Below are 13,646 nucleotides of genomic sequence, written 5' to 3'. Positions count from 1 at the left end.
GCTCCACAATATTTGCGGAGCCTTTTATTTTGAAACAGAAAGCATTAGAAATGCTTCGATCTATTACTTTACGCTAGTCAGTCATTAACTTTCTATAACGAACTCGTTTTGGTTCTTCATTTCCCAAACGTTTCATCTTGTTTTCTTCGTATTCTGAATAAGAACCTTCGAAGTAGAATACATTGGAGTCTCCTTCAAAAGCAAGGATGTGTGTACAGATACGGTCGAGGAACCAACGGTCGTGCGAGATAACTACTGCACAGCCGGCGAAATCTTCCAGACCTTCTTCCAAAGCACGCAGTGTGTTTACGTCGATATCATTGGTAGGCTCATCGAGCAACAGCACATTACCTTCTTCTTTCAAAGCCATCGCCAAGTGTAAGCGGTTTCTTTCACCACCGGACAATACGCCGCAGAGCTTTTCCTGATCGCCTCCGGAGAAATTGAAACGGGAAAGGTATGCACGCGCATTCACATCACGTCCACCCATACGGATCAACTCATTACCACCGGAAATTACCTGATATACGCTCTTATTCGGATCAATATCCCTGTGCTGCTGGTCTACATATGCCACCTTTACAGTCTCTCCTACTTCAAATTCTCCTTTATCCACTGTTTCCAATCCCATAATCAGGCGGAACAATGTTGTCTTTCCCGCACCATTAGGACCAATCACACCGACAATACCATTAGGAGGAAGCATAAAGTTCAAATCATCAAACAACAATTTATCACCGTATGCTTTAGCCACATGTTTGGCTTCAATGACCTTATTACCCAGACGGGGACCATTCGGAATAAAGATTTCAAGTTTCTCTTCTTTCTCCTTCACGTCCTCATTCAGCAATTTGTCATAAGAGTTAAGACGTGCCTTACCTTTCGCCTGACGGGCTTTCGGGGCCATGCGTACCCATTCCAACTCACGTTCCAGTGTTTTACGACGCTTGCTGGCGGTCTTTTCTTCCATTTCCATACGTTTGGTCTTCTGTTCCAGCCAGGAAGAGTAGTTACCTTTCCAAGGAATACCTTCACCACGATCCAGTTCAAGAATCCATCCGGCAACATGATCGAGGAAGTAACGGTCGTGCGTCACAGCAATAACCGTACCTTCATATTGTTGTAAATGTTGTTCCAACCAATCGATAGACTCTGCATCCAAGTGGTTGGTAGGTTCGTCCAGCAAAAGTACATCCGGTTTCTGTAACAGCAAACGGCAAAGAGCTACCCGGCGTCGTTCACCTCCGGAGAGATTTTCTACCGGCTGATCTTCAGGCGGACAACGGAGAGCATCCATCGCACGCTCCAACTTGCTATCCAGATTCCATGCATCAGTTGCATCAATGATATCTTGCAATTCACCTTGGCGGGCAAAGAGAGCATCCATCTTATCCTGATCCTCATAATACTCCGGCAAACCGAATTTCTGATTGATTTCTTCGTATTCTGTCAGTGCGTCAACAATGGGTTGCACACCTTCCATCACTACTTCTTTTACTGTCTTTGTGTTGTCTAAATAAGGTTCCTGTGCCAAATACCCCACGGAATATCCCGGAGAAAACACGACTTCTCCCTGAAAGGATTTCTCCAAACCGGCGATGATCTTCAGCAACGTTGATTTACCGGAACCGTTCAAACCGATAATACCGATTTTCGCTCCATAGAAAAACGACAGGTAAATGTCTTTCAGCACATTCTTATTAGGAGTGAAAGCTTTGCTTACTCCCACCATCGAGAAGATAATTTTTTTATCGTCAGCAGCCATATGTATGATTATATATTGTTGATAATGGCACAAAGATAAGAAAAATGTTTGAATTCTTTTGGAGTTATAAAAAAATGTTCTACCTTTGCACCCGCATTCGAAAGAAAGCACTGAAGGATTGATTCGCTAGCTCAGCAGGTAGAGCACAACACTTTTAATGTTGGGGTCCTGGGTTCGAGCCCCAGGCGGATCACAAAAAACAAAATTAATCCCTTGATAATCAATCGTTATCAAGGGATTTTTCTTTTAATTTTCTTCACATATACTTATTCAACAAACATAGAGCGACACGGCAGTTCGATTATAAAAGTGGTACCTATCCCCAGTTGGGAATCGACTAATATCCGCCCGTTCATCTTCTCAACAATCAGTTTGCAGATAGATAAACCCAAACCGGCCCCTTGAGCAAAGGAGTCCAACTTCTCAAACCTTTCGAATATCTTTTTAAGCATATTCTGCGGGATACCCCGACCAGTATCTTTAACTCCGATTCTGACAAACTGATGGTCTACCTCATAGAAGACTTCCACGTGTCCGGTGGTAGTGTTCTTTAAGGCATTCGAAAGGAAATTACTCAATATTTGTTTGGTACGCAATCTATCCAATTCTGCCAGAGAATCATGTGACGGATAGTGGGTCAAAAGCTCAACGCCGGACGGTACTTGATGAACATACTCCGCTACACTCTCGTCAAGAAGCTCGGTAAGATTGACCCAATCCGGATGTAATTCCAAATAACCGGATTCTATCTTAGAAAGATCAATCACATTATTTATCAGATTCAATAACAGTTTGTTGTTATGACCGATCAGAGAATTATAAAGTTCCTTTTCCGCCGCACTTTCCGTAGTAGCCAACAGACTTGAAAAACCGATAATGGCATTTAAAGGGGTACGGATTTCGTGACTCATATTAGCCAGGAATGCAGACTTTAACCGATCGGACGCTTCAGCTTTATCACGTGCCTTGACAAGCATTTCTTCTGTCCTTTTCAGTTCTGTGATATCATAATTGATGCTGATTATTTCGATAATCTGGTCTTGCGGGGCATATTTCTTTACTAACAGATTGACATACGTCCATGTGCATGTGCCATCCTCTCTAAGGATACGCATCTCTTTGCCAAGTTTGGTAGTAAGTCCCTTTCGTGCGTCATCCAAAAAACGAATCAATAAGGCACGGTCATCGGGATGGAAATGCCGGTATGTACCAAAGATGTCGCACAATGGAGTTTCATCCGCTTCACCCACATTGCTGTACCAGCTTTTTTGAGCATAGCCGTGTCCACTCAAAACATTGAAGTGAGCATAACCGACCTTGGCATAATCACCGACCAGTTCAAAGAACTCCTCAAACTCCTGAATTTTATTATAGGCTACAGCTGTCTCTGTCTTATCCACATTAATCAACAGATAGTTTATCGGCTGGTGTTCGCTATCATATAATGTAGTCACTTTAGTCACCAAATCAATCGTACCTCCTTTTTTCTTATTCCGATAATACGATCCGACTTTCGAAAAATCATAACGGAAAGTAAAGTCGGCATCTTCATTCTTCTTCAGCCGCTCTTTCATCTCTTTCGGAAAAATGGGATTCTCGAAAATATTGATACCCAAGATGTCTTCTTTCTTCTCTACATGAAATATCTCCAATTCTTTATCGTTCAAATCCACCAATGCCCCATCCATATTATATAGTTCGATACCAATAGGCAAATGCTTGAAAATGTTATATAAGAGACGTTCACTATGCTGCAAGGCCTGATAAGCAGATGCCATATTGGGAGCATCCTGTACTTCGGCTATACCATAAACAATTTCATTTCCGTCTTCGTCCGTTTCTCGAGAGCAAATCTTACTGCGTATCCAGACAGCTCCTTTCACCGTATCCAGCAAATATACCACTTCCGGTCTTTGATGCACACTGAAAGAATGAACAGTCGTAGGATGCTGCTCCTCTTTCAGAATACGTTTATTGAAGTCTTCAAAACTGATAACTCCGGTCTGATCCAGACCTAATAACTCAATTATAAAGTCAGAACATTCATAACTTGCAGTTGATAAATTGGCTTTCCACCATCCCATGTTAGCGTTAGCCATCAACTGCGAGAAAAAGGTAAAATCTTGTAGTCTATTCATAACGCTATTTATCATTTTATTATTTTTTCGGGCGCAAAAATACAGATTACCCACAAACTGCATTTACAGAAAGATACTTTTTAGCATATTATAAGAAGATTATTCGTCATTAAACTAAAAAATTTCCGGTTGAAACAATCTCTTTTTGAGAAAGTTTCAACCGGAAATTCTGTGGTTATCGCGTTTCTGTTTTACTTTTTCAAAGACTGATAAACAGCTTTCGCCATCACTTTGGCGCCTTCTTCATTCGGGTGAATCTTATCCGGAAACAGTTCGGACTTTCCGTCCATTGCCGTATGAAGATCGATGACAGACAAGTTATTTTTCTTGGCAACCTTCTTTATCATCGGAATGATTTCTTTAGAAATAATGTCGTCATTGATATTATCTCCGGTCTGATAAGCTTTAGAAGGATAGCAGAGATAAATCTTTGGTTGGGCAGGCAACGCTTTGAAAGCATCTACCATCGTTTGCAGATCTTTCGTGAAGTCTGACTTATACTTCCAATTGAATGATTTACTGTCATTCGTACCCAATTTAATAACAACGATATTGGGATTGAAAGCCAACGCATCCTGATATGCCTTTTCATTCATATAAGGATGATCGCCCTTGTTCAGCAGAGTACGGGCACTGACTCCGAAATTCTTTACCCAATAAGCCTCTCCCAGCATACGGCTCAACACAGCCGGATAACTGTCACGTTCACGATTCTTGATGCGTGCTCCATACGTAATACTATTTCCAATGCAAGCCACACGGATAGCATCTTTATGAGGCACTTTGAAACTACGGAGCCAAGACGTCAGTTCGTCCAACATTTCATTCTTATAGAGGAAACCCTCGCGAATTCCCCATCCATGTCCGCCGGAAGGGTAAATATGAAGTACTGAAGGAACATTGTTCTTGTTCAGCGCCAAATAATAATTAACTCCATTAGCAGGCGGAACAACTTTATCATCATCACTATATACGATAAAAGCACGTGGTGTATCTTTCGTCACTTGCTTTTCATTTGAATATTCAAGTTCCAAATCAGCAGAAGCATCTTTTCCCAAAAGGTTGTCGTGAGAGCCCCTATGGGTATATGATTTATCCATCGTAATCACAGGATAGAAAAGAATCTGAAAGTTCGGACGAAGTTCGGGCTTGGCATGAGTGGCAATGGTAGAAGCCAGATGTCCACCGGCAGAAGAGCCCATGATACCAATGTCATTCGGGTTCAAATTCCAGACATCGGCACTGTCACGCACAACTTTCATTGCTGCTTCAGCATCCGAAATGGGTAATGTACGATCACCATTCGGCATCCGGTATTTTAGCACAATCAGTGCAATACCTTGCTTATTAAAGTAGGGTGCCCAATCACAGCCTTCGTGTTCGAAGGCCAAATGTGAATATCCACCCCCCGGACATGCGACCACAGCACGCCCCGTTGCCAGTTCCGGCGCAGGAAGGAATACGCGAAGCGAAGGTTGTTCAATATCAAAAGGTTTCGGAGCATTTTGCGCTACCACTCGTGAACCTGCTAAAAAGAGAAGTAACAGGAGAAAAATAGTAGAAAATTTCTGTTTCATAGTATCTATATACTTTGATTAATGAATAATTAGATGTGCGAAGATAGTAATTTTGCGTATCTTTGCACCCCATTTTGATTAGAAAAATTATATGCAAGGAATAAAGAATCTGACACAAGGCCCTATCAACCGTCAACTGTTTAATCTGGCAATGCCGATCATGGCAACGTCGTTTATTCAAATGGCATATAGTCTCACAGATATGGCGTGGGTAGGACGACTGGGAAGTGAAGCCGTAGCTGCCATCGGTTCTGTCGGAATCCTGACCTGGATGTCCGGTTCTATCTCCTTATTAAATAAGGTGGGATCTGAAGTGAGCGTCGGACAATCCATCGGTGCACAAAGCCAGGAAGATGCCCGCAGTTTCGCGTCCCATAACATCACGATTGCTTTGATTATTTCCATCTGTTGGGGCACACTCCTTTTTATATTTGCAGAACCCATCATACGGATCTACGAACTTGAGGAACATATTACGGCCAGTGCCATCCAATATCTGCGGATTGTATCGACCGGATTACCTTTCGTTTTCCTTTCCGCCGCCTTCACCGGAATTTATAATGCGGCAGGACGCAGCAAAGTCCCGTTCTTTATCAGTGGCACAGGATTGATACTGAATATCATTCTGGACCCACTCTTCATTTTCGGTTTCGGACTGGGAACCAACGGTGCGGCATACGCTACCTGGATTGCAGAAGCAAGTGTTTTCCTGATTTTCGTCTATCAGTTGCGTTGCCGGGATGCTCTGCTTGGCGGTTTCCCTTTCTTCACGCGGCTAAAGAAAAAATATACGCGGAGAATCTTTAAACTGGGATTACCCGTGGCTACTTTGAATACACTGTTTGCTTTCGTCAATATGTTCCTTTGCCGCACTGCCTCGGAACAGGGCGGGCACATCGGTCTTATGACTTTCACCACCGGAGGACAAATCGAAGCAATCACCTGGAACACTTCGCAGGGATTCTCCACCGCACTAAGTGCCTTCATCGCCCAAAACTACGCCGCCGGACGAATTGAACGGGTACTTAAAGCTTGGTATACGACTCTATGGATGACGGGAATCTTCGGAACATTCTGTACATTGCTATTCGTGTTCTTCGGGAATGAAGTTTTTGCCATATTCGTCCCCGAACAGGCGGCCTACGAAGCCGGAGGTGTGTTCCTCCGTATCGACGGATATTCCCAGCTCTTCATGATGCTCGAAATCACCATGCAGGGAGTATTCTACGGCATCGGGCGCACCATCCCTCCTGCCATCATCAGCATCAGTTGCAACTATATGCGTATTCCGCTTGCCATCCTGTTTGTACGGATGGGCATGGGAGTGGAAGGAATCTGGTGGGCAGTCTGCGTCACCACGGTTGCCAAAGGGTTAATTCTTTTGAGTTGGTTCATTATTATCAAAAAGAAGCGCTTAAGTATCCCTTCAACGACAAAAGGATAGTTATCATTTCCCTTTATTAACAAACAAAGGGGTTCGTCCGAGTTATTTTAACTTAAAATGTACACGCTTGCCAAATAATATGTATCTTTGCATTGTTATTTATAATGCGAAGCAATTCGTATACAAAACATTTTTTATAAACCAATTAAAAAACATCAACATTATGAACAAGATGAAATTTATGGTTCTCTTCATGAGTATTGCCATGATATTTGGTAGCTGTGGAAGTATGAACAACACTGGTAAAGGTGCTGCTATCGGTGGTGGTTCGGGCGCTGCACTAGGTGCAATCCTGGGAGGTGTTATCGGTAAAGGTAAAGGCGCTGCTATCGGTGCTGCTATTGGTACGGCAGTAGGTGCAGGCACAGGTGCTCTTATCGGTAAGAAGATGGACAAAGCTGCAGCAGAAGCAAAACAAATTGAAGGCGCACAAGTAGAACAGATAACAGACAACAACGGATTGCAAGCCGTGAAAGTAACATTCGACTCGGGTATTCTTTTCACTACCGGCAACGCAAATCTAAGTGCTGCTGCTAAATCTGCTTTAAGCAAGTTTGCCAACAATGTGCTCAACCAGAACCGGGATATGGACGTGTCTATCTACGGATATACCGACAACCAGGGCTGGAAGAACAGCACTGCTGCACAAAGCCAGCAAAAGAATCTGAACTTATCACAAGAACGTGCACAGAGTGTGTCCAGTTACTTGTTGAGTTGCGGTGTTTCCACCAATCAGATCAAGGGTGTACAGGGAATGGGTGAAAGCGATCCCGTTGCAAGCAATGACACTGCTGCCGGTCGCGAACAAAACCGTCGTGTAGAAGTATACATGTACGCAAGTGAGCAAATGATTAGAGATGCACAAGCAGCCACTCATTAAAAAATTACTGCGCTATACGCGCAACCTGCTGATTTTCTTCTTTGCATCAACGCTACTGGCAGTGATTATTTATCGTTTCATGCCGGTTTATGTAACTCCGTTGATGGTTATCCGAAGCGTTCAGCAAGTTTTTTCAGGAGATAAACCCACGTGGAAGCACACGTGGGTTTCTTTTGATAAGATATCTCCCAACCTGCCGATGGCGGTCATAGCCTCCGAAGACAACCGTTTTGCCGAACACAACGGATTCGACCTCGTAGAAATCAAGAAAGCGATGAAAGAGAACGAAACACGCAAACGGAAACGGGGAGCAAGCACCATCAGTCAGCAGACAGCCAAGAATGTGTTCTTATGGCCGCAATCTTCGTGGATACGCAAAGGACTCGAAGTCTACTTTACGTTTCTCATCGAACTATTCTGGTCGAAAGAGCGAATCATGGAAGTCTATCTCAACTCTATAGAAATGGGAAATGGCATCTACGGCGCACAAGCAACCGCAAAAAACAAATTCGGAACAACAGCCGCCAAGCTGACCCGGGGACAATGCGCACTCATCGCTGCCACCCTACCCAACCCGATACGATTTAACTCGGCAAAACCTTCGTCATACATACTAAAACGACAAAGTCAGATATTACGGCTGATGAATCTGGTTCCTAAATTTCCACCGGAAAAGAAGGCCGTTGAAAAGAAAAAAAGCAAAAAGAAGAAAAGCAAATAACAAGGAGGAATTTACGATCGTAAATAAAGCCAGCGATAAAAAAGAAAGGAGCAATGAGATAGATTCTCATTGCTCCTTCTGCTAATAAGCTTGTTTGTATGCGTTATCCTTATTTATACAAAATCTTTCAATTCCTGTTGTAAACGTTGGCGTGTGAAGAATATGCGGCTCTTCACGGTGCCTAATGGTAATCCTAATTTCTCTGCGATTTCCCGGTATTTAAAACCTGATACGTGCATAGAGAAAGGAATCTTATACTCCCGGGGGAGTGCGTTGACGATGCGGTGCATTTCTTTCAGGTCGTAAGCACCTTCCGTACTTTCAAATCCTGAATCTTGTGGCAGATTTAAGTGATAATAATTATCGGTTTGATCAACAAAAGTTTGATCGCGTACTACTTTGCGGTAGTTATTAATAAAGATGTTACGCATGATAGTGTACATCCATCCTTTGAAATTTGTGTCCGGTACATATTTTTCCTCATTATCTAATGCTTTTAAAGATGTTTCCTGCAATAAATCATTTGCTTCTTCACGGTTGGCCGTTAATTTATAAGCAAAACGAAGCAACTCTTCCTGTACTCCAATTAAATCTTTTCTAAAACTTAAACTTTTCATACTTTAATGGTTTTATGGTTAATATTCGTTTTTTCTCGTCATTTGCAAGTTTAAAGGTATTTTGTGTATCCAGTAGGGGAAAATTCGTCATTTCTTGGGGGTCAATTCTATCAAATGACAGTATTCAGGTGCTTTCTGATAGTTTTTAGGTGGTATTAGCGAAATTTATCCCCTACTGCTTGGTTAAAAGAACCAAATAGATTACTTTTGATTTTATATTATTAAATAAAACAAAAAACTATGACCATACTTATTATTGTAGGGATTATTGTATTGCTAGGAATCATCTTTGCTTCCATGTACAACTCATTAGTGAAATTGAGAAACAATCGTGAAAACGCGTTCGCCGACATCGATGTTCAGTTGAAGCAACGTCATGATCTCATTCCCCAACTGGTAGACACCGTGAAAGGATATGCCGCACACGAAAAGGAAACGCTCGACCGAGTGATTCAGGCACGTAACGGTGCAGTCAGCGCAAAAACAATCGACGATAAGATAGCTGCCGAAAACCAGTTAAGCTCTGCTCTTGCAGGATTGAAAATCACTCTCGAGGCTTATCCCGATTTGAAGGCTAATCAGAATTTCTTGCAATTACAGGAAGAAATTGCCGACGTAGAGAATAAACTGGCTGCTGTGCGCCGCTACTTCAACTCGGCAACCAAAGAATATAATAACGCTGTGCAGACATTCCCGTCGAATATAGTAGCAGGAATGACCGGATTCCAAAGAGAGATCATGTTCGACCTGGGGAAGAACGAACGTGCGAATCTGGATCAGGCACCTAAAATTAGTTTCTAAACTCTTTATTCACACCGTCCACTCAATTACAAAAGTTGAACACGCATGCAATACGTCGGAATCCAAACACAGCAGAGCCGGAATAATCTGCGCTCTGCATTTCTATTATTCCTGTTTCCCTGTCTTGTGGCAGCACTCCTCTATCTATCCTGCTACCTGTTGGTTCTTTTTGGATACGGAAAGAGTATGGAAATAGAAATAATGCCAATGGTCAATCATTTCTTCCTCTCTTCATTGCCATACACCATGGGGATCGTAATCATCTGGTTTCTGATTGCCTACTGGGCCAACACAAACATTATCAATTCTGCCACCGGCTCCAAGCCGCTGGATCGTATAAAGAATAAGCGCGTTTACAACCTGGTGGAAAACCTATGTATGTCTCAAGGCATGAAGATGCCGAAAATCAATATCATCTATGACAGTTCTCTGAATGCATTTGCAAGCGGCATCAACGAGCGCACATACACTGTTACCCTCTCGGAAGGTATCATCAAAAAACTGAATGATGAAGAACTGGAAGCAGTGATTGCGCATGAGCTAAGCCATATCCGCAACCGTGACGTGCGTTTGCTGATTATATCCATCGTCTTTGTCGGTATCTTCTCCATGCTGACAGAAATCACCTTGTATACCATTACTCACATACGTGTACGCAGCAACAGCAAAGGTAGTGGCGGCATTTTTCTTTTCATTCTAGTCGCTTTAGTGATAGCTGCCATCGGTTATCTTTTCTCAAGCCTGATGCGTTTTGCCATTTCACGCAAACGCGAATATATGGCAGACGCAGGGTCGGCAGAAATGACGAAGAATCCGCTGGCACTGGCCAGCGCTCTCCGCAAAATATCGGCAGATCCTGCCATCGAGGCAGTAGAGAGGAAAGACGTGGCGCAATTATTTATACAGAATCCTAAAAAGAAATCGAAAAGTATATTCAGCGGAATCAACGGATTGTTTGCCACTCATCCTCCCATTGAAAAACGAATTGAAATACTGGAACAGTTCTAAAAGCCTGTTCTAACTTTCTTCCTAAGAGTTTCTATTCAAAAGTTGATTATGCCCTTAATTGGTCTAAACTTATAAATAACAGGGATTTCTGTTTAATTTTCATTAAAGGAAACAGAACTATCCCTGTCTTTTTCTTATATTTGGTTGTTATACATATATACATCAACCTAAATACAACTGATATGAGAACGAAGAAACAAATCTTTATGCTGTTACTAGCCTTGCTAGTGGGCATCCCTACCCTTTCGGCTCAAAGTAAAAAAGAAAAGAAAGAACAGAAGAAAGAAGCCGTAAAGAAGCTGATTGAATCTGAAAACTACAAGATAGATGTCAACACCGCCATGCCGATGCGCGGACGCTCCGTCCCTTTGACATCTTCCTACTCACTGGAAATCAGAAACGATTCGGTCATTTCTTATCTGCCTTATTATGGACGGGCTTACAGCATCCCCTATGGCGGAGGCGACGGGCTTAATTTTAAAGCTGTGCTCAAAGAATACAGTATGGAAATGGATAAGAAAGGAAATGCGGTCATCAAGTTTATCGCACGCAATCCCGAAGACAGGTATGAATACAGAGTCAAAGTCTTCCCCAATGGTTCGGCAAGCATCGATGTCAATATGCAAAACCGTCAGTCCATTAGTTTTCAGGGGGAACTGTATATAAAGGAAGAGAAGTAAGAAACAAAAAACAAGTAAGAAGAACGGGCTAAATAATTTTATGATATAAACTATTAAGATAATATACTTATTAGCTATCCGATAGAAACAAGATGAACACATTCACTCGGGCAGTATCGTTTTTTTATTCTTCCGGCTCTTCACCACCTTTTAATATAGGTAGGCAGATGTGATATTTTACAGCTAAGATGCGAGTCAGAAACACGGCTGATCCGCCAACCAACTGGCAGACGTAGGACTCCATACCTGCGAGATCGCAAATCCAATATGCAATACCGCCTACGACGCAAGCCATTGCGTAAATCTCTTTTCGGAAGATGAGAGGTATTTCATTGATAAACACGTCACGAATCACTCCACCGGCCGCTCCCGTAATGCTACCCATGATAATCGCCACCCAAAAAGGATAACCCAAAGCAATACTCTTGCCTACACCTACCACGGTAAACAGTGCCAGACCGATGGTATCGAAAATGAAGAAAGTATTATTGAGCCGGATGAGCCAGCGTCCGAAACAGATGACCCATAACAAAGCCAGTCCTGTACAAATCAGATAGATAGGGTCAGTCATCCATCCCGGTGTCACGTCGAGCAGTACATCACGGATAGTACCACCGCCGATAGCCGTAGCAAGTCCTACCACATAAGCGCCGAACCAGTCGAAACGTTTCGCCGAAGCTAGCCGGATACCACTAATAGCAAAGGCAAATGTGCCTATAAAATCAAGAATTTGAACGAATGTGGGCATATATTTGTTATTTTGTATGCAAAGTAACGAATAAATTCCGTAAGAAAATGTACTTTTGCTTCACGAATTAAACCGAATAAGGTAGAAACAATATGAAAATAACAATTGTTGCGGGGGCACGCCCCAATTTTATGAAGATAGCTCCCATTACACGCGCTATTGAAGCCGCACGGGCGCTGGGTAAAAGTATCTCTTACCGACTGGTTTATACAGGGAGGAAAGATGATACAAGTCTGGATGCTTCTCTCTTTTCGGATCTCGATATGAAAGCTCCCGATGTTTATCTGGGAGTGGAAAGCAGTAATCCAACGACTTTGACAGCCGGAATCATGGTAGCCTTCGAACAGGAACTGACGGAGAATCCGGCACACGTAGTCCTTGTGGTAGACGACCTGACCGCAACCATGAGTTGTGCCATCGTTGCCAAGAAACAAGGTATCAAGGTAGCGCATCTCGTAGCCGGAACCCGCTCTTTCGATATGAAAATGCCGAAAGAAGTCAACCGTATGATTACAGACGGACTATCCGACTATCTGTTCACAGCCGGCATGGTTGCCAACCGCAACCTGAACCAAACGGGAACGGAAAGCGAAAACGTATATTATGTAGGCAACATTCTGATTGATGCCATCCGCTACAACCGGAACCGCTTGCTCAAACCGATATGGTTCTCCGTCCTGGGACTGCAAGAAGGAAATTATCTCCTATTTACTCTCAACCGCCGTGTATTACTTGGCAATAAGGAGAATCTACGTCAGCTGATGAAAACAATCATCGACAAGTCTGCCGGTATGCCTATCGTCGCACCGCTGCACACCTACGTGCGCAACGCCATCAAAGACTTGGACATCGAAGCCCCGAATCTCCATATTATGCCGCCACAGAACTACCTGTTCTTCGGTTATCTGATAAACAAGGCGAAAGGAATCATAACAGATTCGGGAAACGTAGCCGAAGAAGCGACATTCCTGGGTATTCCTTGTATCACGCTCAACACGTATGCCGAACATCCGGAAACGTGGCGCACGGGAACCAACGAACTTGTCGGAGAAGATCCTGCCCTACTTGCCAAAACAATGGATACGTTGATGCACGGTGAGTGGAAACGCGGCGAACTTCCCGAACGTTGGGACGGACGTACCGCAGAGCGTATTGTACAGATACTTACGAGCAAATAACATTTACCCGGCATGTTCCATTCCGTTTCCCGGCATGGGACTGTTAGTTTCACGCCTTGAAACTAATAGTTTCACACCGGGAAACAAAG

General features: G+C 43.2%; 12 protein-coding genes and 1 tRNA gene. 8 read left to right on the top strand and 5 right to left on the bottom strand.

Going from position 1 to position 13,646, the window contains the following annotated elements:
* Window positions 1-73 precede the first annotated feature (73 nt).
* A complete protein-coding gene (ettA, locus tag I2I04_RS15070) occupies window positions 74-1,765 on the bottom strand; it encodes an energy-dependent translational throttle protein EttA (protein ID WP_004311592.1) in 1,692 nt (563 codons plus the stop codon).
* A gap of 120 nt (window positions 1,766-1,885) precedes the next feature.
* Here ettA and I2I04_RS15065 point away from each other — a divergent pair.
* Window positions 1,886-1,958: transfer RNA gene (locus I2I04_RS15065), tRNA-Lys, on the top strand.
* Window positions 1,959-2,031: 73 nt separating this feature from the next.
* Here I2I04_RS15065 and I2I04_RS15060 read toward each other — a convergent pair.
* Window positions 2,032-3,903, bottom strand: a complete 1,872-nt coding sequence (locus tag I2I04_RS15060) for a PAS domain-containing sensor histidine kinase (RefSeq protein ID WP_195655368.1) — start codon at window positions 3,901-3,903, stop codon at window positions 2,032-2,034.
* A gap of 191 nt (window positions 3,904-4,094) precedes the next feature.
* Complete coding sequence (locus tag I2I04_RS15055) at window positions 4,095-5,480, bottom strand: GDSL-type esterase/lipase family protein (protein ID WP_195655367.1); 1,386 nt, start codon at window positions 5,478-5,480, stop codon at window positions 4,095-4,097.
* A gap of 91 nt (window positions 5,481-5,571) precedes the next feature.
* Between I2I04_RS15055 and I2I04_RS15050 the strand changes: the two genes are divergently transcribed.
* The 3 genes from I2I04_RS15050 (at window position 5,572) to mtgA (ending at window position 8,525) form a co-directional block, all read left to right on the top strand.
* On the top strand, window positions 5,572-6,924 hold the full coding sequence (locus tag I2I04_RS15050; protein ID WP_143257553.1) for an MATE family efflux transporter: 1,353 nt from the start codon (window positions 5,572-5,574) through the stop codon (window positions 6,922-6,924).
* A gap of 163 nt (window positions 6,925-7,087) precedes the next feature.
* A complete protein-coding gene (locus tag I2I04_RS15045) occupies window positions 7,088-7,804 on the top strand; it encodes an OmpA family protein (RefSeq protein ID WP_185911474.1) in 717 nt (238 codons plus the stop codon).
* A complete protein-coding gene (gene mtgA / locus I2I04_RS15040) occupies window positions 7,782-8,525 on the top strand; it encodes a monofunctional biosynthetic peptidoglycan transglycosylase (RefSeq protein WP_143257552.1) in 744 nt (247 codons plus the stop codon). The genes I2I04_RS15045 and mtgA overlap by 23 nt, the downstream gene beginning before the upstream one ends.
* A gap of 113 nt (window positions 8,526-8,638) precedes the next feature.
* Here the strand turns inward: mtgA and I2I04_RS15035 are convergent, their stop codons facing one another.
* Complete coding sequence (locus I2I04_RS15035) at window positions 8,639-9,142, bottom strand: RNA polymerase sigma factor (RefSeq protein WP_143257551.1); 504 nt, start codon at window positions 9,140-9,142, stop codon at window positions 8,639-8,641.
* A 240-nt stretch (window positions 9,143-9,382) separates the two neighbouring features.
* Here I2I04_RS15035 and I2I04_RS15030 point away from each other — a divergent pair, with 240 nt between their 5' ends.
* The 3 genes from I2I04_RS15030 (at window position 9,383) to I2I04_RS15020 (ending at window position 11,631) form a co-directional block, all read left to right on the top strand.
* Window positions 9,383-9,943, top strand: coding sequence for a LemA family protein (locus I2I04_RS15030; RefSeq protein ID WP_143257550.1), 561 nt, complete (start codon window positions 9,383-9,385; stop codon window positions 9,941-9,943).
* Between the two features lie 45 nt (window positions 9,944-9,988).
* The gene (locus I2I04_RS15025; protein WP_143257549.1) at window positions 9,989-10,951 is read left to right on the top strand and encodes a M48 family metallopeptidase; all 963 of its coding nucleotides are present in this window, start codon (window positions 9,989-9,991) and stop codon (window positions 10,949-10,951) included.
* A 182-nt stretch (window positions 10,952-11,133) separates the two neighbouring features.
* Window positions 11,134-11,631 (top strand): DUF4251 domain-containing protein, encoded by a 498-nt coding sequence (locus tag I2I04_RS15020; protein ID WP_143257548.1) that lies wholly within the window; start codon window positions 11,134-11,136, stop codon window positions 11,629-11,631.
* 124 nt (window positions 11,632-11,755) lie between these two features.
* On the opposite strand, the gene I2I04_RS15015 is transcribed toward I2I04_RS15020, so the two are convergent.
* The gene (locus I2I04_RS15015) at window positions 11,756-12,379 is read right to left on the bottom strand and encodes a trimeric intracellular cation channel family protein (RefSeq protein WP_128858696.1); all 624 of its coding nucleotides are present in this window, start codon (window positions 12,377-12,379) and stop codon (window positions 11,756-11,758) included.
* Window positions 12,380-12,471: 92 nt separating this feature from the next.
* Here I2I04_RS15015 and wecB point away from each other — a divergent pair, with 92 nt between their 5' ends.
* Window positions 12,472-13,557 (top strand): non-hydrolyzing UDP-N-acetylglucosamine 2-epimerase, encoded by a 1,086-nt coding sequence (gene wecB / locus I2I04_RS15010; RefSeq protein ID WP_143257547.1) that lies wholly within the window; start codon window positions 12,472-12,474, stop codon window positions 13,555-13,557.
* The last annotated feature ends 89 nt before the right edge of the window (window positions 13,558-13,646 follow it).

The sequence above is a fragment of the Bacteroides sp. 1001136B_160425_E2 genome (genome assembly GCF_015559655.1).
Taxonomy (GTDB): Bacteria; Bacteroidota; Bacteroidia; order Bacteroidales; family Bacteroidaceae; genus Bacteroides; species Bacteroides luhongzhouii.
This window is presented reverse-complemented; position numbering and strand designations above follow the sequence as displayed.